Source organism: Salinispora pacifica CNR114, from assembly GCF_000514775.1.
GTDB classification, from domain to species: Bacteria; Actinomycetota; Actinomycetes; order Mycobacteriales; family Micromonosporaceae; genus Micromonospora; species Micromonospora pacifica.
In genome coordinates this window covers 282099-307551 of record NZ_KI911467.1, presented here as the reverse complement: position 1 = coordinate 307551, position 25453 = coordinate 282099, and the positions used below count along the sequence as shown (strand labels likewise).

Sequence of the window (25453 nt, the reverse complement as noted above, 5' to 3'; positions counted from 1 at the left end):
GTCCTTGCCTGGGGCAGCAACTCCGACGGCCGGTTGGGCGACGGAACCACCACCGACAGCAACACACCTGTCGAGGTCAGCCTGCCCGCAGGCACGACCATCACCGCCGCCACCGCCGGCGCCGCCCACAGCATGGCTCTGGTCGCACCACCGCCGGGCTCCACCGCACCACCGCCGGGCTCCACCGCACCACCCGATCTGCCCACAACCGGCAGCGCCAGCCTGCCCATCACCCTTACCACCGCTATCCTGCTCATCTTCACCGGCGCCACCTTCATCTACCTCGCCCACCAACACCGATCGACCCGCCGCCTACGCTGAGGCAGCCCAAAGCGCCGACCTGTTCTTCAGTCCGTTCTGAACCTGGGAGTAAGCCAAGGTGCGACGGAACCTCGTGCGCTTAGCGCCAGATCGCCTCGGATGCCGTTGGCGCTGGAGTCACTAATAGTGCAAGACCTCCGATGTCCGTTGAGGGTCAAGGGCAGGGGATGATTTGCCAGTGGATACGGACGAAGCTGTGCGCTTGGTTCGGTCACAGGTGTGGTCGGACCGGGTGGAGGCCGGGCGCTGTCTGAGTGTTGTTGTCGGACAGGAGCCGGTGGATGTCGCGGTGCGCGCTCTCCTTCTCGATCGTGATAACACCGCGGTGACCGACGCGACTGCTGAGGCGCTGCTGCGGCGTGGTGACGCACCGGCGCTGCGACTGCTGGCTGCGGCCTGGCACGTCGCGGAGCCGGAGACCTCGGATCACATCTACGTTGCCTTGGGCAGCATCCTGTTCGAGCTGTCCTGCGCCGAGCCGGGGGATCGCTTGCGGTTCCGAGCCGTGGTTGAGGGCTTGCTGGTCGAGTCTGACCCCGATGTTCGTGCCGGTGCCCGGGATCTGCTGGATGCAGTTGCCCGAGCATTACGGGACTGACTCAGGGGCTTGTCGGCGTTACCTGGGCGAAGGCCTTGGTCGGGTCGTATAGCTGTTCGGTGGCCAAGCAGTGATGGAGACAGCCAAGCAGCCGGTTGAACAGGTGGCGTAGGGCNGCGGGATGGNGGNCGCCGTGATCTCGGCGGCGCTGGTAGTGCTGCTTGGCGGGTTCGGCGTNGGTGGCGGCGACGAAGGCCCACAGATAACCGGCAGCGGCAAGTCGATCGTTTTTCACCTTNCGGTGGGTGATGGAGANGCTGCGCCCGGACGCGCGGGTGAACGGGGCCGCGCCGGCGTAGGCCTTCAACGCGCGGGCATCGGCGAACCGGGCGCGGTCGTCGCCGATCTCGGCCAAAACGCGGGCGCCGGTCACATCGGCCAGACCGGGAAGCTTGTCACGATCGCGTGGTCCGGGTGCCGGCGGAACGCTTCGCTGGCAACACGCTGCCGCCTGGCCTTCCGAGCATCTGACTGCGAGCGGCGTTAGCCCTTCCATCAGGGGATCCGTAGGGGTTCGTCACCTGGTCGTCGAACGAGCAACCACCGGCGGACCGGCACAGCCACTCACAGTGCAGGTCAGGTGCCCTGTGACAGATCCCGCCGACGCGGTGTGAAACCCAGACACCCCCCTTCAGGAGGGACTCCTCGTCCCCCTGGGGTCGGCGAATGTTGACGACCTACGCCCACGGGGCTTTCTACCAACTGTGGTCGTCGGTTACACATAGCGTGTGGATCACCTCTACTGGAACTTCGGTACGTGCGCGGGCGGTGCGGTGTTCGAGATCAGGTTGCGTGGTTCGACCGCCAGGGTCTGCCTGATGGACGGCGATGAGTATCAGGCGTATCTCGATGGTGACGAGTACGAGCACTTCGGCGGCTTCTACGACGTGACTCCAGTGGCCGAGGTCGGACTTCGGGTCAACGAGCTGCGCAGCCTCGATCTTGCCGACGTCAAGTGGGACCTGGGCTGGTTCGACAAACTGCACGTGCGCAACGGCAAGGGCGCCCGGGGCTCCGGCCCACGGGAACGGATGGTTCCGCTGATCAACAACGCCGGAGCGACCCTGCGCTGGTTCGTCGAGGATGTGTGGGGACACTTCGATGACGACCACGCCCGGCCCGGGGCCCCGCTGTTTCCCTCCGAACGCCGGTGCGCCGACGGAAGTGCCGCCCGTGTCGGCGACGACGCGGTGCGCGCCTCACTCGCCGCGGCCGCGCGCATTCACCTGCCGGAGCGGCCCGAGGCGCTGACTCCTCACGTGTTGCGGCACTACTGCGCCAGCCAGCTGTATGCCGGCGGGATGGACCTGATCGCGATCCAGGAGGTCCTCGGACATACCTGGATCGCCACCACCTTGCATTACGTCCATGTCCATCGCACCCATGTGGAGGACGCCTGGGTGGCCGAGCAGCAACGGGCGGCCGAACGGCTGAAGGGATTGGTGACGCCGTGAAGTGGAACCTGCGGCTAGCAGCCGCCCAACGCGGCATCTGGAAGGCCAGCGAGCTGCAGCGCATGCTCGCCGAACGAGGCCTGAGCATCTCCGCGGGGAAGATGTCCGGGTTGTGGTCCGGACAGCCGGCCAGCATCAAGCTCGACGACCTCGACGTGATCTGCGCCGTCCTCGGCTGCGGCGTGGCCGACGTGCTCATCCCGGAGCCGGACAAAGTCACCCGACCCGCAGCGGAGCAGACGCCCCAACAGGCCACGGTCGGCGCCATGATCGTGGTGGCGCCGCGGCGCCGGGACGGACGCTCGCTGCCACCAGCATGAGCTCGGCCCGGCGCCGGACCGCCGACATGATCGGGCCGCGCAGCTGCATCGACTGCCTGGCCTGGGGCAGACTCGGCGGCCGCCGGTGTATCACCTGATCGGTCTTCCGCCACGACAACCCTGACCGGGGCCCGGTGCGCTGGCTGCGACCGCGTCCGAACGCATCCGGCCGAGGGTCTCCACCGGCAGGTCGCGCAGCAGCCAGGCGATCCGCGGCGCTTCGTAGCCGGCATCCAACACGATCAGGATGTCGCGGTCGCCAGCCTGCCATTGGCCGGCGTCGGTCAGCCGGTCGACGAACTGCCGGATCTGCGCGCACGTTATCGCGGTGACGTCCGCGCCCGGCGGCAACCGGACCGCGTCCAACAGCGCGGTCCGCGAGGTGCGACCGGTCTCCAGCGCGGCGACAAACGAGTACGGCCAGCCCGGGATCATCCGGTGTTCGTCCTTACCGCGTCTTGGCCAGCTGCCCGCGCAGCGCCTGCACCTCGATATGGCCGTGGTTGAGCGCGTCATACAACGCGCCGTGCCCGCGCCGGCGCTCCGGCGCCAGCGACAGCCCGACCAAGGTCTTGACCGGCCCGTCGGTGCACAACAGCGCCTCGGTCAACTCGAACAACGCATCCGCCCGCGCAGTCAGGCACCGGTAGAACCGCAGCTGAAACCCCGCCATCGCATCGATCGCTTCCACTCGGTCCGTCATGCCAGCAACAACGAAACTTCGATACGGCTGGACATGGCTGGAGCTTTGTCAGGGCGGCCTGCTTCACGACGCCGTTTCTGAGGTCGTTGCGAGATGCCTCTTCTCCGGAGTGGCACCCATCGGCAGGGGCCGGTAAGGTCGCCGCAATTGGATCCGCAACGTTGATCTCAGTGGTGCGCGGAAGCCGCCTGGCTGGACCACTACTGATCACGCGCAAGATCCCCGCCAACTCTTGGAGGGTCTTGCCATGGACAGATCTCACTCGTCCCAAAGCCGGCCAATCGCCGAGGACGTCAAGCTCCTCACGGTCGTCGTGCCGAGCAAGGGTGAGGGCTGCAGCCCTACGGGGCTTGTCGGACAACGTTTGGCACGGCAGTTGCTGGCCGCCGGGGACCCCGTAAGGGTGCTAGCGGAGCCCGAGGAGTGCAGTGGCTGGCCAGCCGAGGTAGAGGTGGTAGCTGGCTCCATCAGCCAGCCGTTGCCGTCAGCCGAGGTCTTCGCTGGCGTTGATGCGGTATTCCTCGCCGGCGCGCATCCCTCAACCGTCGAAGCGTCATTGAGGTTGGCGCGTGACGCCGGTGTCCGACGGATCGTGCTGCTGTCGTCCCACGGGCCCGAGTACGAGCAGTACAACCCGCCAGAGACCTGGCACTGGCTCGCCATCGAACGCGCTGTAGAGCGTTCCGGGCTCGAGTGGACTCATCTCCGGCCCTCCGCCGTGATGGGCTCCGTCAGGAGTGGCACGTATCCCGCGACTGGCTCCGACTGGCCGCGGTCCATCCGAGTGGAGGGAGCCGTCCGGGAAGCCTTCCTCGACACTGGGCACTACCCGTTCATCCATGAAGACGATCTCGCCGCTATCGCTGCGGCGGCGATGCACAGTGACCACTACGCCGGAACCGTCATCGAGGCGGTGGGAATGCCACTGTCAACCCAGTCACGAGTACGCAGCATCGCTGACGCCATCGGTCGCGACATTCAGGCTATCAACGTGACGGCTGCTGACAGCCGGGCAACGTGGCAACGTAGCGGCTGGCCAGAAGGCGCCATCGAGGTAACGCTGTACGCCCTCCAGGAGTACGGTGCGCGCCTGACCGAACTCACCGAATGGACGGCCGCACAACGGCCCTCCGTCCGCGACATCATCGGCCGCTCGCCGCGCACCTACGACGAATGGGCCGTTGAGAACACCAGCCTATTTCTCTGAACAGAGCATCCTAGCGTCACAAAAAGGGGGCGCTTATGGCCGCAGCCTAACCCTACTCGCGCCCGGCACGTAAGAGATAACCCCAGAGTTCGTTGAGGTCCTCGTGGTGCTGTTGGGCCTGGGACCTGGGGTTTTCTCCGGTCTGGATTGAGATCGACAACCTGATGTGATCTCGGGAATTCGGACGTCTATCAGTCTCCTCCGCCGGAACCTGCGCGAGGTTCGCGCCGCGGCGGGTCCGGAGGAACTCGCCGAGTTCGAGACCGATGTGCTGGCGGGGTTCGTGCTCGCCCGGGCTGCGGCCGGGCTGGTCGACGCGACGATCAGCTCGGACGTGATGCATCTCGAGCAGGTCCGGGCCTGGCTGGGACGGCCGTTGTGGGACATGGAACCCGCTGACGCCGACGTCTACTTCGGCAAGGTGCTGCGGGCCGCGGCGAAGGGCACCCGGCTGGCGCGGGCGCAGGCGTTGAAGACATACTTCCTGTTCCTGGAATTGCGTCACAGGGTCGAGATCCACCAGTTGACCGGGCGGGTGGTGCATTGCCCGATCGACGAGATGAACCGGCCCCGAGTTCAACGCGACGCCGCGTTGCGGATTCCGCCGTCGGCCGAGCAGGTCGGGCGGCTGTTCGCCGGATGGCGGGCGGAGCTGGCGACCTGCCGCAAGTTCGCGCCGACGACCCGCAACTACGCCGCCTGCCGGCTGATGGCCGACGTCGGCCTACGGGTCAACGAGGTCCGCAACCTCGACTTGGCCGATGTGAAATGGGACCTGGGCCGGTTCGGCAAGCTCCACGTCCGCGTCGACAAGGGCTCGCGGGGATCCTCGGCCGAACAGCACGACACCTGTCGACGTACCGGTTCCGGCGCAGAGCCAGGCACGCCACATGTGCAGGACCCGGGTGAGTAGCGCTGGGGGACGTTGCGGCGCCGACCGCCCCGGTGAACGCACGCCTGTTGCTCACGATGAGTAGTCGATGGACGTGGGCTACCTCCCGGATCGCGGCATGAGCGGATGGGCAGCGACCAGTCGCCCCGGTCGGCGGCATGGAGCGCTTGCCAGGCATGCTGATGTGATGTCGACGCAGCGGTACCTCGTTCTTCACGACTACGGCATGGGTGGCCTGTGGTGGTGGATTCGCGCCAGGTCGGTCCGCGAGGTGCGGGAAACCTTCGCCCAGGTCGAGGTCGTCGACGACCCCGCCGCTGTCGCGCGCGCCGAGGGCTGGAATCTCGACGAGGTAGACATCGATACGGCGACTCCTCCTGCCGGTTTGAACGAACTACGCGCCACGCGCGACAAGCAGCGCGCGCTGCCCGGTTTCGGCGCGCTCGCCGACAAGCAGGTGCTGTTCTTGCGTCAGGTGTGGGACGGCGACGAGCCGGCGACGTACCTGATGGAGATCGGGCCGGACGGTCGCCGTGTCCGGCAGGTGGAGGTAGCCGAGGACGGCACCGGGATCAAGACCGACTCCGAGGACTGGCCCTTGAATCCGCCGATGGTAGATCTTTTCGATCCGCAGTTGCCGAACCAGGAGATCGATCGTGAGGAGTTCGAACGAGCGTGGGCCGCCGCACGGTGGGAAGACGGCCGGTAGTCCTATCGGTGACGGCCTGCAGCAGTGACCTACGCCCGATCCGCCGCAAATCCGGATGTCGCATCACGATGCTGCCAGGCATCATCATCGCGTGGATGCCCGCCGAACGATCGTCCTGGTCGATGACCTTCGTTCGTTCGTGGATGGCCGTGGTGCCCAGGTGGCCCGTACCAGCGCCGCAGGAGTTGAACTCCTCGATCGGTGCCGGGACCGGCGCTTGGACGAGCTGTGGCTAGACCACGATCTCGGCGGGGACGACACGATCTGGCCGGTCGTGGCGGTCCTGGAGCGGGCCGCCTTCGACAAGCGCCCCTTTGACGTCGGCGTCATCAACGTCCACTCCGCCAACCCGGCTGGCGCCGCGAAGATCGCCCAGGTCTTACGGCACTGGGGGTATCGCGTCCGCGTCGCGTCAGGTTCTACCGACGTCGGCTATCTCGACGGCCCCGTGTGAGCTGACTGGCTCGAAGCCCCCCGTCCGACGGCCGCCACACTCGGACGGCCAGATCAGTGCGTCGAGCCAGTGAGCGTCGGGGCGGGCGGCAGGTTCTCGACTACCAGCTCCGCGGCTTCCTCCGCTGTTGCGGCAAAGCCGATGATCCGCTCGTAGCCGGCGGAAATGACCTGGCAGGGAGGGCCGCCGCAGGCGATGAGGGGCAGATCATGGGCGGGCACGCACCAGGGTAAATCCACGCGGTCCTCAACAACCTGGCTGCCGTCCGTCGAAGCTGGCGACGGTGTTCCGGTGCCGCGAGGGTGGTCAGGGCTGCGACGTTGCGTGTGTGCAGGTCCGTGCGCTTTGGTCGCGGCAAATCGTGTGATTGACGGCTACGAGCCGCGCACGAAGGCTCCTACCCCTCGGCCTGCATCAGGTTCCGACCGCCCCACACCGCCGCCCGTTCCTGTTCCGACAGGGTAAGGATCGGATCAGAAGCAGCCGACCGGATGTCGAAGTCTGTGGGTCAAGAGGCTCATAGCAGCAGGAACAACCGGACGGATGATCGAACACGCCGGGCACTCTACGGCTCGCCGGCCGGATCTGGTACGTCGTCGACTCGACGACCACCGCATCATCGTCATTCACGCCGGCCCCGGACACCCAAGACTTACCGGCATCCCTTTCGCCGCCGCGGCACGAAGAACGCACTACTTTCGGCAGATCCGGACGCCGCCGAGTCGGCCAACATGACCGACTGTAGTCGATCTTTGCTGAGCCAGCTCGGCCGCGAGCTCGCCGCCGCACTCGCAGATGTCGATAGCTGCTGTGCCTTCGGTGGCGTACGCGGCAAGCAGCCCAAGCTGAACCCGCGGCAGGAGACGCATCTCGTGGCGTTGCTCGCGGCCGGCGAGCACACCAGCGCCGAGCTGGCCGAGTTGTTCGGCGTCGCCCGCTCGACGGTGTACCGAGCGATCGAGCGCGCCGCATCGGCTCGGGCACCTGACCCCCGCCGGGGCTGAGGCTCCGCCCTGGGCGGGGGTGGTCAGAGCAGGGTGCGCCAGTAGTCCCAGAACTTCAGACCGATCAGTGCGGTGAGGATCAGCAGCCAGACGGTGGGGATGGCGCTGTGCACCTGCAGCAGCGTGTCGGTGAGCCGCCGCGGCGCGGGCAGGTGGCCGCGGTCAAGGTTGTGCAGGGTGGTGTAGGTGAACAGCACGATCATGACGACCCAGACGACCATGCAGTACGGGCAGAGCGCGCCGATACGGTAGAGGCTCTGGTAGAACAGCCAGTGCACGAACCCGACGCCGAACACGGTGCCGGCCTGCAGGGTGAGCCACCACCAGCGGGGCAGCCGGGCGCCGGCGATCAGGGCGGCGCCGGTAGCGGCGACGACGGGGAAGGTGGCCAGGCCGATGAGCGGGTTCGGGAATCCGAACACCTCGGCCTGGCCGGTGGCCATGATGGAGCCGCAGGACAGGATCGGGTTGATCGAGCAGGTCGGCGTGTAGCCGGGGTCCCTGAGCAGGGCGATCTTCTCGACGGTCAGGACGAACGCGGCGAGGGCGCCGATCAGCCCGCCGACGGTAAGCGTCCAACCGATCACCCGGTAGCCCAGGGTGGGCGGGTCACCGGCCGGATGCTTGGCAGCGGTGTCGGCCAGGGTCGCGGTCACGAGTTCAGCGAGGCGTCGACGGCGGCCTTGAGACCGGCGTAGTCGGGGCGGCCGGCGAACTTCTCGCCGTTGATGAAGAACGTCGGGGTGCCCTGCACGCCGAGGGCTTCGCCGTCGGAGGCGTCAGCCTTGACCCGGTCGGCGACCTGAGTGCTGGCCACGTCGGCCTTGAACCGGGTCATGTCCAGGCCCAGTTCCTGGGCGTAGCCCTCGAACACGGCGGCCTGCGACTGCTGCTGGTGACCCCACACCGTGGCGGTGTCGAACAGCTTCTTGTACATCGCCTCGAACTTGCCCTGCCGGGCGGCGGCCTCGGCGGCGTGCGCGGCGTTGTAGGCGTTCGGGTGACTGGCGATCGGGAAGTACCGCACCACGTAGGTGATCCGGTCGCCGTATTCGGCGCGTAGCTTCTCCACGCTCGGGTAGGCGGCCAGGCAGGACTCGCACTCGAAGTCGAGGAACTCCACCACGGTGGTCTTGCTGTCCACCGCGGTGGACAGCCGGTGGCTGTCGGGGCGCACGACCGCCTCGGCCACGGCCGCCGGCGTGCTGTCGCCGCCGCGGTTGACCAGCACCACGCCGGCCAGCACGGCGAGCGCGATGGTCAGCACGCCGAGGGTCACCTTGAGGTTCGTGCTCATGCCCGTCTTGCGGATCTTCCGCGTTGCCTTGGCCGCCGACTGGGCAGCCTTGGACGGGGCCGCTCCCGCCGCGCGGGCGGACCCCGTGCCGCCGTGGGGCGCACCCGTTCCTGGACGACCGGGCCGGGCGCCGCCGGCGCCCGAGGGCCCCTTAGCCGTGCGCTTACGAGCGTTGTTCGTCCCCATCAGCATCCCTTCATCCGGCGGGCCCGTCCGCTCGGGCGCCCCTTCCACAACCCCGGCGAGGATACAGCGGCGGCTTTATTCAGTGGCTGAGCGGCTGCTGGGGGTTCCCTGTGAGGCAGTACGCATCCCCACTGCCGTTAGTACAGCATTGGGTGTACTGTTGTGGGGTGTGGAGACGTTGACGTACGGGCAGGTGCTGGCTCGCTTCGGCCACGCGCTGTCGGATCCGATCCGGGCGCGGCTGCTGCTGGCGCTGCGCGACGGGCCCGGATATCCGGCGGAGCTGGCCGAGCTGCTGGGCACGACCCGGCAGAATCTGTCCAACCATCTCACCTGCCTGCGCGGCTGCGGCCTGGTGGTCGCCGCGCCGGAGGGCCGACGTACCCGCTACGAGTTGGCCGACCCGCGGCTGGCGCATGCCCTGGGTGACCTGCTCGGCCTGGTCCTGGCCGTGGACCCGGCCGCGTGCCCGGACTCCGACTCGAAGGGCTGCTGCTGATGAGCCTGCCCCTGATCCAGCTCACCCCGGCCGGACCGACACCAGCCCGGCGGGCGGTGCTCGCCCGCCGGGTGCGGCTGTTCGTCGCCGCGACGATCACCTACAACGTGATCGAGGCGGTCGTGGCGATCACCGCCGGCACCCTCGCCTCGTCGACGGCGCTGATCGGCTTCGGCCTGGACTCGATCATCGAGGTGGCCTCCGCGGCCGCGGTGGCGTGGCAGTTCGCTGGCCGAGACCCCGAAGCGCGGGAGAAGACGGCGCTGCGCATCATCGCCGTGTCGTTCTTCGTCCTCGCCGCGTACATCACCGTGGAGTCGGTGCGCGCGCTGCTCGGTGGCGCCGAGGCTGAGCACTCCAGCGTCGGCCTGGTGCTGGCCACGGTGTCGCTACTGGTGATGCCGGTGCTGTCGTACGCGCAGCGCCGGGCCGGCCGCGAACTCGGTTCCCGCACGGCGGTGGCCGACTCCAAGCAGACCCTGCTGTGCACCTACCTGTCCGCGGTCCTACTCGTCGGCCTGGCGGTCAACAGCCTGTTCGGCTGGTCCTGGGCCGACCCGATCGCCGCCCTGGTTATCGCCGCCGTCGCCGTCAAGGAAGGCCGCGAGGCGTGGAAGGGCGACACCTGCTGCGCGCCCAACGCCGCCCTGCACGCCACCCCGGCCGTCGCTACCACTGGTGACGCGACCGCCGGTGGCTGCGGCGACGGCTGCTGCGACACGACCGATCCCGGGGCGCGGTGATGGCCGTAGCCGCTCTGACCATCTACCTGGCCGGGCTGGCGCTGGCGTTCGGATGGCGCAGCGTCGTGCAATGGCGCCGCACCGGCGATACCGGGCTGCGCCTGGACGCCGGGCCGGCCGGCACCCTCCGATGGTGGGCGAAGCTGCTGTTCGCCGCCGCGTTGCTGCTCGGCCCGGCCGGCCCAGTCTCCGCGATCGCGGGCCTGCCCCCGCTCGGCGTGCTCGACCACCGGGTGGCGGGCACAGCCGGACTGGTCCTGGCTGTGGCCGGGGTGCTGGCCACCCTCGTCTCGCAGTTGCACATGGGCGCCTCCTGGCGCATCGGGTTCGACCCCGGCGAGCGCACCGCGCTCGTCACCACCGGCGTCTTCGCCCTCGCCCGCAACCCGATCTTCACCGCGATGACCGTCACCAGCCTCGGCATCACCCTGATGACCCCCAACCTGATCTCCCTAGCCGCCACACTGGTGCTGGTCGTGTCGGTGCAGCTGCAGGTCCGCGCCGCCGAGGAGCCCTACCTGATCCGCCTGCACGGCGCGGCCTACACCGCCTACGCCACCCGAGTGGGCCGGGTCCTGCCCGGCCTCGGCCGCCTCAGAACCCCACCCGGCACAGGACCGGAGCAGGCCACCGGGACGCGCACGAGCATCGCCGGTCCTTGAGCACGACCAGGCGCACGCGCGCTACGGCAGCTCTGCCGTAGCGCCCGGTCCGGACACCGGGCCAGCCGCACTGCCGGGCGCGGAGGTGCTCGGCGACCAGATCCCAGCGGATCGCCCGGCCAACATCGCCGGCGCCAACCCCGGCCAGGCACCAGCCTCGCGAGCGGCGGGGCGGTACAGCTTGACGTGGTTGATCCGCTTGATGCGCGGCAGCAGGTCGAAGCCGAGCAGCCGGGTGATGCCGAAGCCGATCTCGGACTGGCCGTGGCTGTCGGTATAGTTCGCCTCCACCTGCATCGTGGTGCCGTGCCGGACCGCGCCCTCCACCATCGCGGCGACCTCGGACGCAGCGCAGGAGATCAGCTGGGAGTGGATCGCCATAGACGTGCGTTCGACGTGCCAGCAGATGAGCACGCCGCGGCCACCGTAGCGCGAGTGCCACTGGGTGAAGATGTTCTGGTCGTAAGCACCGAAGTGCGTCGAGTCGCTGGCCACCGCCGTCGACCCAGTGCCCCAGATGCTCTCGGAGCGCACGGCGAAGGTGGCGTTGGTGATCTCCACGGCCATCGCCTGTGCGCTCTCGGCCGATAAGAATCGGCGGCGCACATATCGCAGGTCGTCCTCGCTGTGCCCGTGATCGCCGGCCGCGGCGGCCTTGATGCCGGTGTCAATCAACGCCACGGCGCCCCACTGCCGTTCGATCTCCCGCTTGAGCCGGCGCAGGTTCGCAGGCTCCGGCAGTAATCACGTTCGAGATTCATTGACACCCCAGACGGCCTCCCACGGAAGACCCCGGTCTCCCACAAGGCCCGCCCGTAGTTTCCAGCCCAAAAACAACGCTAAGAACTGAGGGTTGATCAAGCTCTGATCTGGCCCGTAGCGTGCCGTCCCGTTCGGTGACGATCGATGCTCGGGTGGTGGGGTTGTGGCGACTCAGGACGTGTTCTCGGCGGAGGATCTGGCGCGGCTTCGGGGGTTCCCGGAGATCAACCGGGCGGAGTTGATCCGGTACTTCACGTTGACCGGTGCGGATGAGGCGTTCGTGCGCCAGTTCCGTACGGGCCGCAACGTGTTGGGTGTGGCGGTGCAGTTGTGCACGCTGCCGTGGCTGGGGTTCGTGCCCGATGAGGTTGCGGCGGCGCCGGCGGCCGTGGTGGGCCGGTTGTCGCAGCGGCTCGGGATCGCGATGGGTGAGCTGCGTGGGTACGGGGAGCGGGAGCAGACCCGGACGGGGCATCTGCGGGAGGTGGCCGGCTATGCCGGCTGGCGGTCGATGGACACCGTCGGGTGGAAGGACCTCGACGAGTTCCTGTTCGCTCGGGCGATGGAGCACGACTCGCCGAAGCTGTTGTTCCGGCTGGCCTGCGAGTATCTGTTGTCGTCGCGGGTGGTGCGGCCTGGGGTGATCCTGCTGCTGCGGCGGGTGGCCGCGGCTAGGGCCCGTGCTCGGGGTGAGACGTGGGCGCGGGTGCGGCACCTGTTGACCGACCGGCGGTGCGCGGAGTTGGACCTGTTGCTGGTTCCGGACGCCTACCTGGGCCGGACTCCGCTGGCGTGGCTGGGTGTGGGGCCGACGTCGTCGAGCCCGGCTGCGGTGAAGGCCGAGTTGGAGAAGCTGACCTACCTGCGCCGGTTGGACGCGCACATGCTGGATTTGTCGATGTTGCCGGCGGAGCGGCGCCGGTTCCTGGCCGGGGTGGGTCGCCGGTTGACGGGGCAGGCGTTGCAGCGGCGTGAGCCGGAGCGCCGGTATCCGATCCTGCTGACCCTGTTGGCGCAGTCGGCGGTCGACGTGCTGGATGAGACGTTGCTGCTGTTCGACCAGGCGATCAGCGGGCGGGAGGCGGCGGCGAAGCAGAAGGTGGCCGAGGCCCTGGCGGAACGGGCGAAGGGCGGGGAGAACCGGCAGGCGCTGCTGGACGAGATCCTGACGATCGTGCTCGACACCGGGATCGGCGATGAGCAGATCGGCACGCTGCTGCGCGGCCGGATCGGGATGGATCGGATGCGCGCTGCGTGGGCCGAGCGCCGTGAGCGGCTGCCGCGTGATCACGGGCAGCTCAGCATGCTGGACGCGTCGATGTCGTACCTGCGGCAGTTCGCCCCGGCCGTGCTCGCGGCGGTGCAGTTCGCTGGAGGGCCCGGCACCGAGCAGCTGCTGCAGGCGGTGAGTGTGCTGGCTGAGTTGTACGCCACCGGTGCCCGCAAGGTTCCGGCCGGTGCGCCGGTCGGGTTCGTGCCGACGAAGTGGGCCGGCTACCTGGTCGCCGCGGAGCAGGCTGGCGACGTCACCGCGTACCGCCGGTACTGGGAGATCGCTGTGCTGGTTGGCCTTCGGGACGGGCTGCGCTCGGGTGACGTGTTCGTGCCCGGGTCGCGCCGCTACGCCGATCCGGCGTCGTTTCTGCTCACCCCGGCGGCGTGGGCGCCGCAGAAGGTGGAGTTCTGCCACCTGGTCGGCAAACCGGTCGAGGCCGCCGACGCGCTCGCGCAGGCCGACGACGAGCTACACACCGCCCTGGCCGATCTGGAGGCCCAGTTGGCGAAGGGCAACCCGGGCGAGGTGCGCCTCACCGACGACGGGGAGCTGATCATCCCGCCGTTGACCGCCGAGGACGTTCCCGCCGAGGCCGACGCGTTGCGCGCGGAGTTGGCCGGGATGCTGCCGCGGGTGCCGATCGCGTCGGTGCTGGTGGAGGTTGACGCGCGGACCGGGTTCACCGACCACCTAGTGCACGCCGGCGGGAAGGTGAACCGGCCGGCCGAGCTCAAGCGCAACCTGATGTACGTGATCATCGCCGAGGCCACGAACATGGGCCTGTCCGCGATGGCCGAGTCCTGCGGCGTGCCGTACGACGTGCTGGCCTGGACCGCCGAGTGGTACTTCCGGCCCGAGACGCTGGAGGCGGCCAACGCCGCGGTGGTGAACTACCACCACCGGCTGCCGCTGACCCAGGCGTTCGGCTCCGGAACCCTGTCGTCGTCGGACGGGCAGCGGTTCCCGATCAAGGGCAAGTCGATCACCGCACGTCACCTGTCCCGGTACTTCGCCCGGGGGCAGGGCGTGTCCACCTACACCCACGTCTCCGACCAGCACTCCACCTTCGACACCAAGGTCATCGTGGCCACGGCGCCGGAGTCGCACTACGTCCTCGACGGGCTGCTGGGCAACGCCACCGACCTAGCTGTGTTCGAGCACGCCACCGACACCCACGGCGCGACCCTGGCCAACTTCGCCCTGTTCGATTTGGTCGGCAAGCAGCTCTCACCGCGCATCCGCGACCTCGGGAAGATCACCCTCTACCGGACCGGGCCGAACGCCGAGTTCCTCGCCCGCTACCCACGCGCCGGTGGCCTGCTGACCCGGCGCCTGAACACCGACCTGATCACAAGCACCTGGGACGATCTGCTGCGCGTCGCCGCGAGCGTGCAGGGCGGCCACGCCACCGCCGCACTGGTCGTCGGGAAGCTGTGCTCCTCGAAACGGCAGCAGAACACGCTGACCAGCGCGATCAAGGAGTACGGGGCGCTGCGCCGCACCGTCTACGCCGCCCGGTACCTGGCCGACGAGACCTACCGGCGGCGCATCTCCCGGCAGCTTAACAAGGGCGAGAACCTGCACGCCCTGCGCCGCTCCCTCGCCTACGCCGGCGAGGGAGCGCTGCGGCGTCGGCACCATGAGCAGCAGACCGAGCAGATGTGGTGTCTCACCCTGGCCACCAACGCGATCGTCTGCTGGTCCACCGAGTACCACGGCCTCGCCGTCGGCGCGCTACGCCGCGACGACCGCCAGGTCGACGACGAGGTCCTGGCGCACATCTGGCCCACCCACCACGAGAACGTCCACTTCTACGGCACCCACTCCGTCGACATCGACGGCGAACTCTCCCAACTCGACACCGACGGCTACCGGCCACTGCGGCTCGCCGAGGTCACCCCGGCGCACCGCTGACCACGAGGGCACGCCCGGCGGTCCTCCGCCGGGCGCAGCCCACAGGGGCGATGAATCACTTGGAGCTTCTTGTCGGCTACTTTCGGTAGCGTGCCGATATGTCTGCGTTGACGTACGAGGTGAAGGACCGGCAGAGCCCGGTGGCGGCGTGGCTGGGTGCCACGTTCCCGCAGCACAAGGAAATTCAGGCGGAGTTCCGCGTCGGGGCCGGTGCTCAGCAGGTGCTGATGCCGGCTGGGGCGGCGCCGGGTACGCAGGGGGGCGGCGATCGACTTCTGGCTGCGGATGCTTGTCGACCCGCAGCCGTCGATCGCCCTGCCGCTGGTCGGTCTCTTGTCGGGACGGGCGCCGTGCCTGCGGGCAGGCAAGGAGTTGCTTCACGAGCTCGCGGCCGGGGAGTCACCCCGCCAGACGGCGAACCGTGAGGTGGAGCCGCGGATGCGCCCGGCCGGGTTCGCCGATCGCGGTGACGAGTGGTGGGCGCGGGTCTGTTACGCCCTGGCGCTGCTGGTGGAGCTGTACCGGGCGGCGTCGGTGGAGCACTCCCGGCTGATGCGCCTGAACGCCTCCAGTGGCGCGGCGGATCTACTCGCGCTGGCTAATGATGTGGAGGTAGCTGACCTGGTCGCGATGTGGGACCTGGCGGTCGAGCGGCTGCTGCCAGTGTTGCCGGCCGGACCGGTGACGACCGGGATGACGTTCGAGGGCAGCGCTGACCTCGCCGCCGACGCGGATCTGATCGCTGGTGGGATGCTGGTCGACTTCAAGGCCGGCCAGGGCGGCAAGCCCCGCGCGGACGGTAGCCGGGCGGCGTCGCTGCCGCGCACCGACCTGGACCAGCTGCTGGGGTACACGTTGATGGACTACTCGGACCGTCACCGCCTGCACACGGTTGGGGTGTACGCGGTGCGGTTCGGTTACCTCGCGTCATGGCCCCTCGCCGACTTGGGCCAGCGGATGGGTGCTCGGGCGGTCGACCTGGCGGCCCTGCGGATCGAGTTCGCTGGGGTGCTGCGCAACCAGTTGCCGCCCTATCAGACCCGCCGCGGCTGGTAGGGCGCCGCCACGTGCAGGTCCGGCCCCGCCGAGCCTGGTTGGTCGGCAGGGCCGGAGCTGGTGCCGTCGCTAGGGCTCGACGGTGAAGGCGTGGCCGCCGTGGTGGTTGGCGTCGGCACCCACTCGTTCCACAGTTCGTCCCACAATGGGTGTTCCGAAAATGCGGTTCAGCGCCGACTTCCGGTACGATCTCCGGATGGCTGCCGCCGCACCGCACCCTCCAGCCGGGCTCGACCTCGGCTACGCCCGCGTCTCCACCACCAAACAGAGCCTCGAATGGCAACTCAACGCTCTTACCGCGGACGGCATCCCAGGCGAGCAGATCTTCACCGACAAAAAATCCGGCACCACAATCAACCGCGAGGGCCTGGCGGCACTACTGCGCTACGCGCGAGCAGGCGACACGATCGTCGTGCACACCCTCGACCGCCTCGGCCGCAACCTCCGCGAGGTCCTCAACCTCGTGCACGACCTCGCCGAGAAGCGCATCGGCGTACGGTCCCTCGCAGATCCGCTGCCGATCAATACCACCGATGAGGGTATGGGCCGCATCGCCTTCCTGCTCCTAGCACTGTTCGCCGAGATGGAACGGACCTTCACCGCCGAACGCGCCGCGCATGCCCGCGCCGCAGCCGAGGCCAAGGGCCGGCACGTCGGCCGCCCCATCGCGCACTCCGCCGACAAGATCGAATACGCCCGGCTGCTGAAGGCTCAGGGCACCAGCCTGGGAAAGATCGCCGCCAAGACCGGCATCCCCAAGACCTCCCTGCACCGCTACCTCGCGGACCCAGCCTCGGCGGAACTCGTGTGAGCGCGTTCGATCTCGACGCTGAGCTGTCCGGTGACGCCGCATTTAGGCTCGTGGCGCCCTCATACGTGCGGCTGTTCTGGCGCACGTCGGTGCTGGATACCGTCGTCGCGACGCTGCGGGAACAGGGCTACCAGGTGGTGCGGCTGGACGCCTCCACTTGGCCATCGGAGGCGGATCTGCATCGTGACATAGCCGCGGCGCTGCACTTTCCCGACTACTACGGCCACAACCTCAACGCGCTCAACGACTGCCTGAGCGACGTGGTCACCTACGACTACGGCACCACCCCGGACGCGACCGGTCTGGTGCTGATCTTTACCGGCTACGACACCTTCTCCCGCCGCTGTCCCCGGACAGCGCAGGTCGTCTTGGACATCATCGCCGGCCAGGCCCGCGCAGCGGCACTGTTCGGGCACCGCGTGTGCTGTCTGGTGCAGTCCAACGACCCGGCCATCCGGTTCGAACCAGTGGGCGCGACGCCGGTGGCATGGAACGACGCGGAGTGGCTCGACTCCACCCGTCAGCAGGACCGGCCATGACCGGGTACCCCTGGCCCAACCCGCGCGACGACGACCCGGATCGGCTCCGGAGGGCCTGGCCGACAACCGTGCAGGCGCTACCCTGCGGAGCACGGGTCACCGGCACAGTCATCGCCCGAAAGCCGTTCGGCGTGTTCATCCGCATCGACGGCATGCCCGACGCCCTGGGATACGCCGAGAGCACCGCGATAGCCCACGACGTCGTCCCGCCCCTCGGTACTACAGTCACCGGCGAAGTGACATGGCATGTCAGCCTCACTCACGAAGTTCAGCTACGCCTGCTCGTCGCGCTGCAAGGGCCCGACGCCTCTATCAGCGCGAACGATGCACCAACCGCTGCGGCCCGGCTTGTGCACTTCGCACACGCCTTCATCAACTTCGCCAATGGCACCTTCCAGTGGGTTGACCTTCAGCACTTCCGCCTACCCGAAACAGCGGACGACGACGGCGCCCTCCTGGCGGCGCTGATCGCACACGAGCGTTTCGGCGACAACTACGCCGGCAGCGACCCCGGTGGCGACCCTGAACGGCACGGCCCGTACTGGCGTGAACGGATCAGGCCCGCCTGCTACGACCCGATCGGCGCCGACGCGGCCCAGCGGCACCTACGCGCCTGGGCCGAGCAACACGCACCGCTTCCGGAGCACCTGCGGCCCGACCTGGAGCGGGAGGCGTACCAGCGGCTACGCGCCGCCGACCGGGTGTACAAGCTACGCGACCTCGGCCCGGCGGCCTTCCACGACTGGGGCGGCGTCCACACCGAATTCCACGAACTGGTACTCATTGACCGCGTGAACCGCATCCTGTCCCTGCTGGTCGCGGCCGATGACTGAACACCACCATGACCCGCGAACCCCCACACCGGTCACGGTGGCGGCCTGGTTCGTGCTCGGCGTCGCACCCACCGAAGAGGTCCCCTGGTGGGCCGCGCAGTGGCTGGCCGACGGCCAGGACAGCCCAGCGTTACGGGAACTTGCCGGGCTCAACGGCCGAGACTCGCACACCGTCAACGACCTGCTCCCCGCCGCCCTGGCCGAGCTGGGAATCGCACTGCCATCCACCACCATGGCAGCAGCCGCCGAAGCATTCCGACAACTGGCCGAGATGTGCCTGTCCGAACGCGCAGGCGAGCTCTGGGTCACCCAACAAGTCGAAGACATCGTCATGCGCGCCGACTACGACAACGAGGTGATCGACCTTCCCCTAGGCCAGCTCTACGGCACCGAGGACGCGTGGCAAGGCGGCTGGGGGCCACCGATCGAGGAACTCAAGAACACGGTGCGAGCCTGCTGCGCAGCACAACTACGCGCCACTCAACCGTAGAGTTCCACCGCCACTAACCGGCGAAGGTCACATGTACGGGGTTGACCGGGCCGGCTTGGCGTTTCCGATCTTGTTCGGGAAACGGTCGATTCTCGAACAAGATCACAAATTTGCAGAGGCTAGACGAAAATGCGACGTGCAAAACTAGTTGCGATCATCGCAACTACATGCGCAGAATGTAAGACATGACTCAACGAGACATCTTCACCGACGTGGCCGCAATCCTGTGCCCCATCCCGCAACCTGAACGCGGCGAGGAACATGACGACGGATTCCTCGCCGCGCGCGACCAAGCGGCTGAAGAGCAGGAGAACATCGTCTGGAACCTACGGATGGCGTGGGAAAATGATGATCATGACCCGTTGATCGACGCGTTGGCCGGCGCCCGCCGCGCCAAGGAGCAAGCCGAACAGCGGATCCGCCAGCTGATTGCATACAGCCGCGAGTTCGTCCAGCCCCGTCCCTACACACTGGGCGACGTGGCCGCCGCCGTTGGCATGTCCATCTCCGGCGTGCGCACCGCCTACAGCCACCGCGACGTCGCCCAGGTAGCCGACGCCACCGGCGCCAAGCCCCGAGAGTGGCGAGCCCCCGACCCCGACGACGGACAGACGGCGGCATGAACACGACGGCCTGCCTCTGCCCGATGCGCTGGCGGCACCTCTACGCCATGATCGAAGGCACCCGCTACAAGGTGGACCCAAGTCTCGCAGACACCGCCACCAGCCTGCTGTTCCGAGCCTGGTGCGCCGGCTGCGGTGCCGAGTACACCCACCCGTTCCGCATCAGCGCCACGCATGCCCAGGCGGCCTAAACGGGCACGCCCGTAGACGTTGATCTCGCCGCCCAACCCCGGCCCCTCACCTACCACTGATCTCGCATCTCACCTACCGGGATCGCAGGAAAGCGGCGAGATGGTCCCTGCGACTCGCATCGCAGGACAGCCGCGCCCCAGGTGCAGGGCTAGATCAACTGCTTAGCGTTGTTTTTGGGCTGGAAACTACGGACAGGCCACAAGACGCGAGCACCGCCGAGCGCCGGATTGTTCAGCACCGCACGCCGCCACATCAGCGGTACCAACGCTCTCCCTCATCTTCAGGCACAACCAGTGGCCAATTATCGAATTTTTGTTATTGGTAATCCGAAAATCCAAAGGAAGTGACAAAGCGGACAAAATCTCGATACATCATAATGACTGTTATGGTGTATCGAGGTTCGCGGTCGCTGCCGCGTGGTCGAGTGCTGGTGTCCTGGCTCGGCGCATCTGATGCGGCTCAGTGAGGTTGACGTCTTGGATCGGTGGATCTGATGCCGGCTCAGTGAAAGTGATGCCGTACCGTCGCCGGGGTGGGTCTGCTGTTGGTGCTGCGCCCTCCGCAGTCGCGTCCGAAGAGACTGCGTCGTGCCACCCGGGCGCAGCGGCGTGAGCGCCACCGCGCTGACGCCAAAGAGTGGGCCACGGCGGAGGAACGCGGTTTGTTGCTCGACGTGTCTGTGGAGGAGTTGCTGCCGTTGATGAACGCGGCCGGCGGAAACCGACTTCCGATCTTGGGCCAGCTGGACCCGTGGTCAGATGGCGTACTCAGCCGTGAGGATCTGCCGCAGCTCAATGCCGAAGTTGACCGTCTGGAGGCGGCGGCGGGTGACGACGTGGAGCGTGGGTTGGTGGCGGCGCTACGAACGTTGCTGGTGCGGTGGCGTGACGAGCCGGGCCTGGCGCTCCACTGGTACGGAGACTGAGCTCCGTTCGGCGACAGGGATCTGCCCGCGTGGGGTCAACGCAAGGGACGTCGTCAGGAGGCCAGGGTTGGCGAAGCGCCTGCGGGCCATTCCCGGTTCCCGGGTGGTCCCTCCGACCGGGTTCGAAGTCGCGTACGCCGGTCCCGACGGCGATGAGGTCCGTCGGACGATGAGTGAGGCTGCGGAGGTGCCGTTCGAGCGGCTGTCGCCGGTGCGGTCGTTTCCGTCGTACCGGGGTCAGCGCAACTACCCGGGCTTCTACTGGTCGGCCAGTTCGGGGAGACATGTCGGGTACGAGTCCTGGCTGGAGCGCGACGAGGCCATGGCGATGGACTTCGACCCGACGGTGGTCGCATTCGCGGCTCAGCCGTTCTGGTTGTTTTGGCCGGAGGACGGTCGGGTCCGGTCGCACGCGCCGGACTTCTTTGCGCGCAAGGCGGACGGAACGGGTGTTGTGGTCGACTGCCGCCCTGCGTCCCGCGTGAAGCCGCGCGATGCGGTGAGGTTCGAGGCCACCGCGCGGGCCTGCGCGGATATCGGTTGGGGCTACCGGCTGGTCCACGCGCATGAGGCGGTGTGGTTGGCCAATGTGCAGTGGTTGGCCGGGTATCGGCATCCTCGCCATCTCGTCGAACCTGTCGCGGCCGGCCTGGTGGAGGTGTTCATGGAGCCGTTCCCGCTGATGAAGGGTGCCGAGACGGTGGGGGATCCGATCGCTGTTCTACCTACGCTGTTCCATCTGCTGTGGTCCCGTCGTCTGGATGTTGACCTGGCGGTGCGGCTGGACTCGTCGTCGATCGTGCGGGCCGCCTCGTGACGCGGCTGTTGCGAGTCGGCGACCGGGTGGTTTTCGAGGATGTTGAGCAGCAGGTCGTGGCGCTGACCGGTTCGCGGGTCCGCTTGGTTGGCCCGGACGGCACGCCGACGGTGGTGCTGTTGACGCACCTGGTCGACTCGCCGGGCTTCAGGGTTGTCGGCGGGGCCGTGGCAGCGGCGCAGGCGGTGATAGCCCTTCACCAGCTCGATGACCTCGACGAGGATGTCGCAGACCGGGCTCGGCGGTGGGAGCGCCACATCGTGGAGGTGGAAACCGGCCTGCCTCCGGATGCCGAACCGGGAATGACGCCGAAACCGGAGTACGACCCGCAGCACCGAACGTTGCGCCAGCGTGAGGCGGCCAAGGCACAGGAGCTAACCGCGGCCGGGATGAAGACCAGCGGCGTGACGGTGCAGCGGATGCGGCAGCGTTACCGAACCGGCGGCCTGCGGGCGTTGGTCGACGGGCGGTCACAGCGGGCGACGTCGCCAGTCGGCAGGGCGGATGCCGAGGTCGTGGCCGCGATCCGTGAGGCCCTGTCCGGTGAGGTCACGCGGTCGACCGGCACGCGTCAACGGCTACGCCAGCGGGTGGAGGACATCCTGACCGAGTGGCACGGGGCTGGGGTGATGCGGTTGCCGTCGAAGGCGACGTTCAACCGGCTGGTCGCGTCCTTGTCGTCCGGTCAGCACACCTTCGGCGCGGCGACCAGCCGCCGGTCGACGGCGAATCGACCGGACGGGCCGTTCACGGTGACGTGGGCGGCTCGGCCGGGTCAGCAGGTGCAGATCGACACCACCGTGTTGGACGTGATGGTGGTCTTCGACGACGGTCAGGCCCGTCGGGTCGAGTTGACCGCGGCGGTGGATGTCGCCACCCGTACTATCTGCGCCGCGGTGCTGCGGCCGGTGGGCACGAAGGGCGTGGACGCGTCCCTGTTGTTGGCACGGATGTTGGTGCCCGAGCCGATGCGGCCGGGTTGGGACGAGTCGCTGCGGATGGCGGCATCGCGGCTGCCGCACCGGCGGCTGGCCGACATCGACGCGCGGATGGAGCAGGCCGCCGCGAAACCGGTGGTGGTGCCGGAGACGATCGTCTGCGATCGGGGGAAGGTCTATCTGTCCGACACGTTTCTGCGGGCCTGCCAGACGTTGGGGATCTCGGTGCAGCCGGCGCATCCGCGCAGCCCTACGGACAAGGGCATCGTCGAGCGCACGTTCGGGTCGATCAACACGCTGTTCTGTCAGTACGTCGCCGGCTACACCGGCCGGGACGTGGCTCATCGGGGTAGTCAGGTGCAGGCCGAGGCGGTGTGGTCGATGGCCCAGATGCAGGACCTGCTCGATGAGTGGATCGTCGCCGGGTGGCAGCAGCGCCCGCACGAGGGATTACTCAGCCCGGATACCGGGCGGGTGCTGTCGCCGAACGAGATGTTCGCGGTGTTGGTCACGGCGGCCGGCTACGTCCCGCTGATGCTCACCGGCGACGACTACGTCGAGCTGCTGCCGGGGACGTGGCGCACGGTCAACGACTACGGCGTTCGCCTCGGCGGGCGCACCTACGACAGTAAGGCGCTAAATCCCTACCGCAGGCAGCACTCCGGTGTCGTGGCCAGGCAGGGGTTGTGGGAGGTTCGCCACGACCCCTATGACCTGACGCACGTCTGGGTGCGCAACCACCGCGACGGCGGGTGGATCCGTGCCGGGTGGACGCACTTGCCGATGGTGGCCGCGCCGTTCGCGGACTTCACCTGGCGCCATGCCCGGCAACAGGTCACCTCCGACCCGGGCGGCGAAGCGGCTGAGACCGCGACCGCCCGGGTGCTGGCCGGCCTGCTGCGTCGCGCCGGCGAGGGCCCCGCACCGCAGGCCCCGACGGGTGAGACCGATCGGCGGGTGGCAGCGAGGACCCGGGCCGCCGCGACGTCGCACCGGCCCCGCATCGCTCCCGCATCCGCACCCGATGACGACGTCGACGAGCCCGATGACGGGCAGGTCGACAACGTCATCCCCTTCGGCATCTTCGACGCCCGCGAGGAGGCGCAACGGTGGCTATGACCGCCGCGTTCGCCCCGCCGGCTGACGAGCCGCTGACCAGCAAGGAAGGCTGGTCCCGGTGGGTCCAGCGCGACCCGCGCCCGCCCGAGTTACACCTGGACTGGCCGCACCTGAGCCCGGTCGAGCAGGCCGCCTATGACGACGCCCGGCTGGACTACCACAGCGACCTGATCGTGGTGAACACCCCGACCATCCAGGAGGTCGTCAAGACCGTCCGCCGGCTGCTGATCCTCAACCGCCGGCAAATATCTGCCCGCCGAGGGCTGATCATCACCGGCGGCGCCGGCACCGGCAAGACGACCGCCATCACCCAACTCGGCCGCGCCCACGAACTCGCCGTCGCGCTGCGCAACCCGGTTACCGGACCGCGGATCCCGGTCGTCTACGTCACGGTCCCGCCAGCGGCGACACCCCGCATGCTCGCCGTCGAGTTCGCCCGCTTCCTCGGTCTGCCCCTGGCAGCACGGTCCAACATCACCGACGTCACCAACGCCGTCTGCGCCGTGCTCTGCGACGTCGGCTGCGACCTGGTGCTCGTCGACGAAATCCACAACCTCAACCTCGCCACCCGAGCCGGGGCAGAGGCGTCCGATCAGCTCAAATACTTCTCCGAGCGGATCCCCGCCACGTTCGTCTACTCCGGCATCAACGTCGAACGGGCCAACCTGTTCTCCGGCACCCGCGGTGAACAGATCGCCAGCCGATTCGCCACCATCGCGACCCGGCCGTTCGCCTACGGCACCAACAGCCAGAAGGAGAGCTGGCGGGCGCTGGTGGCCACCCTGGAACAGGCCCTGCGGCTGCACCGCCACAAGGCCGGCGCCCTCGCCCGTCACGGCGAATACCTCTACCAACGATCACGCGGCATGATCGGCAGCCTTTCCCACCTCATCCGCGGCGCAGCGATCGACGCCATTCTCGACGGCACCGAGAAGATCACCAAAGGCCACCTCGACGCGATCCGCCTCGACCACGCTGCGGAGACGGCCACCCCCGCCCCGAGTCCCGCCCGCCAAGCCCGCCAACGATCGGGTGCCGCATGACCACCCCACCCACACGACGGCTGCCCATCCCCACGCCTCCGACCGCTTGGGAAACCGTCACCTCCTACCTGCGGCGGCTCGCCACGGTCAACCACACCACCATCCGCGACATCGAGACAGCCATCGACGCCTCACCGGACAAGAACTCATACCGACAGACGCGGACCCTCAACCTCGACAAGCTGAGTGCGCTCACCGGCCATTGCGCTCACCAGCTCCAGCTCGCTCTGCCCGAACTACGCCAACCCGCACCACGCTGGTGGCTGCTCCAAGCGTTCGCTCGACCGGCCTGCCCACCCTGCGTCCGCCGGCACCGGGGCGGCCCGGTCCACCGCTACTACCCCCACCACATCGCCGCTTGCGTCAAGCACAACATCTGGCTCGGCACCCGAGCACCCGCGGCCACCGCGTGGCCCGTCACCGACAACGCCATCGACATACAGCACCTCCCGGAGATCAAGTCAGCGCAGATCCACCACCGGCGGCTCGTCCGCCGTCACGGCCAGGTCGCCCTCCTCATCGCCACCAGAGCCGCGTTCGACTCCTGGGAATACATCCACGGCCGCTACCTCGGCCACGCTCAAGGCCCACGCCTAGCCGTCCTGCGGCCGGCCAGGGAACGGCACCACGCGGAGGATCCCGCGTTCCACGCCGCGAGCTACCCAGAGATCGTCTCCGCAGCGAGCTTGTTCGTCCAACGGCGCTGGCAGACCCGGGTCGCTTACCAAACGACCCGAGCCCGCGCCTACGCCGAGTTCGGCAACCGCCTCGACTGGTCCGAAGCCCGCGACACCTGGCATCCCCACCACCACAGCATGCTCGCCGACTGGATCGAAATCTACGCCCGCCCGAACCCCATCCGGGGAGACGCCCTTGTTTCTAGGAACATCAGATTCACTGGGCCGCACCCAGAATGGACGGCTCAATGAAACTGATGCACCCCAGGCCAGAAGGACGCTTATGCATCAACTACAGCGAGCCGGGACAGCTGGCTGTCCTGTCCCAGTCGATCTGAGACATCCCGCTGAAGCTGGAGTTGTGGGCCCGACTATCTGCGACCCGACCC

Annotated in this window: 29 protein-coding genes and 2 pseudogenes; 25 read left to right on the top strand and 6 right to left on the bottom strand. The window is 68.2% G+C overall.

What is annotated here, in order from left to right:
* Together B118_RS0126410 and B118_RS0126405 are read left to right on the top strand one after the other, a co-directional pair.
* Positions 1-321 (top strand): annotated as a pseudogene (locus B118_RS0126410) (RCC1 domain-containing protein); the annotation flags it as partial.
* Positions 322-610: 289 nt separating this feature from the next.
* The gene (locus tag B118_RS0126405) at positions 611-919 is read left to right on the top strand and encodes a hypothetical protein (RefSeq protein WP_238324172.1); all 309 of its coding nucleotides are present in this window, start codon (positions 611-613) and stop codon (positions 917-919) included.
* Between the two features lies 1 nt (position 920).
* Here the strand turns inward: B118_RS0126405 and B118_RS0126400 are convergent, their stop codons facing one another.
* A complete protein-coding gene (locus B118_RS0126400; protein WP_475248108.1) occupies positions 921-1415 on the bottom strand; it encodes a transposase in 495 nt (164 codons plus the stop codon).
* A gap of 232 nt (positions 1416-1647) precedes the next feature.
* On the opposite strand from B118_RS0126400, the gene B118_RS29420 reads away from it, so the two are divergent.
* Both B118_RS29420 and B118_RS0126390 read left to right on the top strand, forming a co-directional pair.
* The gene (locus B118_RS29420; RefSeq protein ID WP_080678183.1) at positions 1648-2373 is read left to right on the top strand and encodes a tyrosine-type recombinase/integrase; all 726 of its coding nucleotides are present in this window, start codon (positions 1648-1650) and stop codon (positions 2371-2373) included.
* A complete protein-coding gene (locus tag B118_RS0126390; RefSeq protein ID WP_018811113.1) occupies positions 2370-2693 on the top strand; it encodes a helix-turn-helix domain-containing protein in 324 nt (107 codons plus the stop codon). Before B118_RS29420 ends, B118_RS0126390 begins: the two co-directional genes overlap by 4 nt.
* Positions 2694-2786: 93 nt before the next feature.
* Here B118_RS0126390 and B118_RS33380 read toward each other — a convergent pair.
* Positions 2787-3396, bottom strand: a pseudogene (locus tag B118_RS33380) (transposase); the annotation flags it as partial.
* 247 nt (positions 3397-3643) lie between these two features.
* Here B118_RS33380 and B118_RS0126375 point away from each other — a divergent pair.
* The 4 genes from B118_RS0126375 (at position 3644) to B118_RS0126360 (ending at position 6658) form a co-directional block, all read left to right on the top strand.
* Complete coding sequence (locus tag B118_RS0126375) at positions 3644-4603, top strand: SDR family oxidoreductase (RefSeq protein ID WP_050592876.1); 960 nt, start codon at positions 3644-3646, stop codon at positions 4601-4603.
* A 166-nt stretch (positions 4604-4769) separates the two neighbouring features.
* Positions 4770-5516 carry a site-specific integrase gene (locus tag B118_RS33375; RefSeq protein WP_238324171.1) on the top strand — a complete coding sequence of 249 codons (747 nt, stop codon included), beginning with the start codon at positions 4770-4772 and terminating at the stop codon, positions 5514-5516.
* 166 nt (positions 5517-5682) lie between these two features.
* Positions 5683-6204, top strand: coding sequence for a hypothetical protein (locus B118_RS0126365; RefSeq protein ID WP_018827530.1), 522 nt, complete (start codon positions 5683-5685; stop codon positions 6202-6204).
* 91 nt (positions 6205-6295) lie between these two features.
* Positions 6296-6658, top strand: coding sequence for a cyclic-phosphate processing receiver domain-containing protein (locus tag B118_RS0126360; protein WP_027645433.1), 363 nt, complete (start codon positions 6296-6298; stop codon positions 6656-6658).
* Between the two features lie 53 nt (positions 6659-6711).
* Here B118_RS0126360 and B118_RS0126355 read toward each other — a convergent pair whose 3' ends face one another.
* Complete coding sequence (locus B118_RS0126355) at positions 6712-6879, bottom strand: hypothetical protein (RefSeq protein ID WP_155252948.1); 168 nt, start codon at positions 6877-6879, stop codon at positions 6712-6714.
* 531 nt (positions 6880-7410) lie between these two features.
* Here B118_RS0126355 and B118_RS0126350 point away from each other — a divergent pair.
* Positions 7411-7662 (top strand): helix-turn-helix domain-containing protein, encoded by a 252-nt coding sequence (locus B118_RS0126350; protein WP_028193737.1) that lies wholly within the window; start codon positions 7411-7413, stop codon positions 7660-7662.
* Positions 7663-7685: 23 nt separating this feature from the next.
* On the opposite strand, the gene B118_RS0126345 is transcribed toward B118_RS0126350, so the two are convergent.
* Positions 7686-8318: a vitamin K epoxide reductase family protein gene (locus B118_RS0126345; protein ID WP_028193736.1), complete on the bottom strand. Its 633-nt coding sequence runs from the start codon at positions 8316-8318 to the stop codon at positions 7686-7688.
* The gene (locus B118_RS0126340; RefSeq protein ID WP_028193735.1) at positions 8315-8959 is read right to left on the bottom strand and encodes a DsbA family protein; all 645 of its coding nucleotides are present in this window, start codon (positions 8957-8959) and stop codon (positions 8315-8317) included. Before B118_RS0126340 ends, B118_RS0126345 begins: the two co-directional genes overlap by 4 nt.
* Positions 8960-9314: 355 nt before the next feature.
* Here B118_RS0126340 and B118_RS0126335 point away from each other — a divergent pair, with 355 nt between their 5' ends.
* Genes B118_RS0126335 through B118_RS0126325 form a run of 3 tightly spaced genes read left to right on the top strand, consistent with a single transcriptional unit; the run spans position 9315 to position 11049 of the window.
* The gene (locus B118_RS0126335; RefSeq protein ID WP_028193734.1) at positions 9315-9644 is read left to right on the top strand and encodes an ArsR/SmtB family transcription factor; all 330 of its coding nucleotides are present in this window, start codon (positions 9315-9317) and stop codon (positions 9642-9644) included.
* The gene (locus tag B118_RS0126330; RefSeq protein ID WP_028193733.1) at positions 9644-10387 is read left to right on the top strand and encodes a cation efflux transmembrane domain-containing protein; all 744 of its coding nucleotides are present in this window, start codon (positions 9644-9646) and stop codon (positions 10385-10387) included. The genes B118_RS0126335 and B118_RS0126330 overlap by 1 nt, the downstream gene beginning before the upstream one ends.
* Positions 10387-11049: a methyltransferase family protein gene (locus B118_RS0126325; protein WP_028193732.1), complete on the top strand. Its 663-nt coding sequence runs from the start codon at positions 10387-10389 to the stop codon at positions 11047-11049. The genes B118_RS0126330 and B118_RS0126325 overlap by 1 nt, the downstream gene beginning before the upstream one ends.
* A 21-nt stretch (positions 11050-11070) precedes the next feature.
* Here the strand turns inward: B118_RS0126325 and B118_RS29405 are convergent, their stop codons facing one another.
* Positions 11071-11730 carry a Tn3 family transposase gene (locus B118_RS29405; protein WP_050592873.1) on the bottom strand — a complete coding sequence of 220 codons (660 nt, stop codon included), beginning with the start codon at positions 11728-11730 and terminating at the stop codon, positions 11071-11073.
* A gap of 244 nt (positions 11731-11974) precedes the next feature.
* Between B118_RS29405 and B118_RS0126315 the strand changes: the two genes are divergently transcribed.
* From B118_RS0126315 to B118_RS0126255, 13 genes are all read left to right on the top strand, one after another.
* Positions 11975-15001: a Tn3 family transposase gene (locus B118_RS0126315; RefSeq protein ID WP_028193731.1), complete on the top strand. Its 3027-nt coding sequence runs from the start codon at positions 11975-11977 to the stop codon at positions 14999-15001.
* Between the two features lie 285 nt (positions 15002-15286).
* On the top strand, positions 15287-16057 hold the full coding sequence (locus tag B118_RS29400; protein ID WP_238324170.1) for a hypothetical protein: 771 nt from the start codon (positions 15287-15289) through the stop codon (positions 16055-16057).
* Positions 16058-16253: 196 nt separating this feature from the next.
* A complete protein-coding gene (locus B118_RS0126305; protein ID WP_238324169.1) occupies positions 16254-16868 on the top strand; it encodes a recombinase family protein in 615 nt (204 codons plus the stop codon).
* The gene (locus tag B118_RS0126300) at positions 16865-17407 is read left to right on the top strand and encodes a barstar family protein (protein ID WP_028189254.1); all 543 of its coding nucleotides are present in this window, start codon (positions 16865-16867) and stop codon (positions 17405-17407) included. The genes B118_RS0126305 and B118_RS0126300 overlap by 4 nt, the downstream gene beginning before the upstream one ends.
* The gene (locus tag B118_RS0126295; RefSeq protein ID WP_028193729.1) at positions 17404-18240 is read left to right on the top strand and encodes a hypothetical protein; all 837 of its coding nucleotides are present in this window, start codon (positions 17404-17406) and stop codon (positions 18238-18240) included. The genes B118_RS0126300 and B118_RS0126295 overlap by 4 nt, the downstream gene beginning before the upstream one ends.
* Positions 18233-18730, top strand: a complete 498-nt coding sequence (locus tag B118_RS0126290; protein ID WP_028193728.1) for a hypothetical protein — start codon at positions 18233-18235, stop codon at positions 18728-18730. The genes B118_RS0126295 and B118_RS0126290 overlap by 8 nt, the downstream gene beginning before the upstream one ends.
* Before the next feature lie 185 nt (positions 18731-18915).
* Positions 18916-19353 carry a hypothetical protein gene (locus tag B118_RS0126285; RefSeq protein ID WP_027645443.1) on the top strand — a complete coding sequence of 146 codons (438 nt, stop codon included), beginning with the start codon at positions 18916-18918 and terminating at the stop codon, positions 19351-19353.
* Entirely contained in the window at positions 19350-19544 is a 195-nt protein-coding gene (locus B118_RS0126280; protein ID WP_026271725.1) for a hypothetical protein, read from the top strand. The genes B118_RS0126285 and B118_RS0126280 overlap by 4 nt, the downstream gene beginning before the upstream one ends.
* Before the next feature lie 533 nt (positions 19545-20077).
* Positions 20078-20470: a hypothetical protein gene (locus tag B118_RS29395; RefSeq protein WP_043542191.1), complete on the top strand. Its 393-nt coding sequence runs from the start codon at positions 20078-20080 to the stop codon at positions 20468-20470.
* Between the two features lie 67 nt (positions 20471-20537).
* The gene (locus B118_RS0126270; RefSeq protein WP_028189206.1) at positions 20538-21287 is read left to right on the top strand and encodes a TnsA-like heteromeric transposase endonuclease subunit; all 750 of its coding nucleotides are present in this window, start codon (positions 20538-20540) and stop codon (positions 21285-21287) included.
* Positions 21284-23344, top strand: a complete 2061-nt coding sequence (locus B118_RS0126265; RefSeq protein WP_080678182.1) for a Mu transposase C-terminal domain-containing protein — start codon at positions 21284-21286, stop codon at positions 23342-23344. Before B118_RS0126270 ends, B118_RS0126265 begins: the two co-directional genes overlap by 4 nt.
* Positions 23341-24387: a TniB family NTP-binding protein gene (locus tag B118_RS0126260; RefSeq protein ID WP_028189208.1), complete on the top strand. Its 1047-nt coding sequence runs from the start codon at positions 23341-23343 to the stop codon at positions 24385-24387. Before B118_RS0126265 ends, B118_RS0126260 begins: the two co-directional genes overlap by 4 nt.
* Positions 24384-25316, top strand: a complete 933-nt coding sequence (locus B118_RS0126255) for a TniQ family protein (RefSeq protein ID WP_028189209.1) — start codon at positions 24384-24386, stop codon at positions 25314-25316. Before B118_RS0126260 ends, B118_RS0126255 begins: the two co-directional genes overlap by 4 nt.
* Positions 25317-25453 lie beyond the last annotated feature (137 nt).

Coding starts and splice junctions, on each gene's coding strand:
- B118_RS0126375 (WP_050592876.1), top strand. CDS start 3,644: ATGGACAGATCTCACTCGTCCCAAAGCCGGCCAATCGCCGAGGACGTC.
- B118_RS0126365 (WP_018827530.1), top strand. CDS start 5,683: ATGTCGACGCAGCGGTACCTCGTTCTTCACGACTACGGCATGGGTGGC.
- B118_RS0126340 (WP_028193735.1), bottom strand. CDS start 8,959: ATGAGCACGAACCTCAAGGTGACCCTCGGCGTGCTGACCATCGCGCTC.
- B118_RS0126330 (WP_028193733.1), top strand. CDS start 9,644: ATGAGCCTGCCCCTGATCCAGCTCACCCCGGCCGGACCGACACCAGCC.
- B118_RS0126325 (WP_028193732.1), top strand. CDS start 10,387: ATGGCCGTAGCCGCTCTGACCATCTACCTGGCCGGGCTGGCGCTGGCG.
- B118_RS29400 (WP_238324170.1), top strand. CDS start 15,287: ATGCTTGTCGACCCGCAGCCGTCGATCGCCCTGCCGCTGGTCGGTCTC.
- B118_RS0126305 (WP_238324169.1), top strand. CDS start 16,254: ATGGCTGCCGCCGCACCGCACCCTCCAGCCGGGCTCGACCTCGGCTAC.
- B118_RS0126295 (WP_028193729.1), top strand. CDS start 17,404: ATGACCGGGTACCCCTGGCCCAACCCGCGCGACGACGACCCGGATCGG.
- B118_RS0126290 (WP_028193728.1), top strand. CDS start 18,233: ATGACTGAACACCACCATGACCCGCGAACCCCCACACCGGTCACGGTG.
- B118_RS0126285 (WP_027645443.1), top strand. CDS start 18,916: ATGACTCAACGAGACATCTTCACCGACGTGGCCGCAATCCTGTGCCCC.
- B118_RS0126280 (WP_026271725.1), top strand. CDS start 19,350: ATGAACACGACGGCCTGCCTCTGCCCGATGCGCTGGCGGCACCTCTAC.
- B118_RS0126260 (WP_028189208.1), top strand. CDS start 23,341: ATGACCGCCGCGTTCGCCCCGCCGGCTGACGAGCCGCTGACCAGCAAG.
- B118_RS0126255 (WP_028189209.1), top strand. CDS start 24,384: ATGACCACCCCACCCACACGACGGCTGCCCATCCCCACGCCTCCGACC.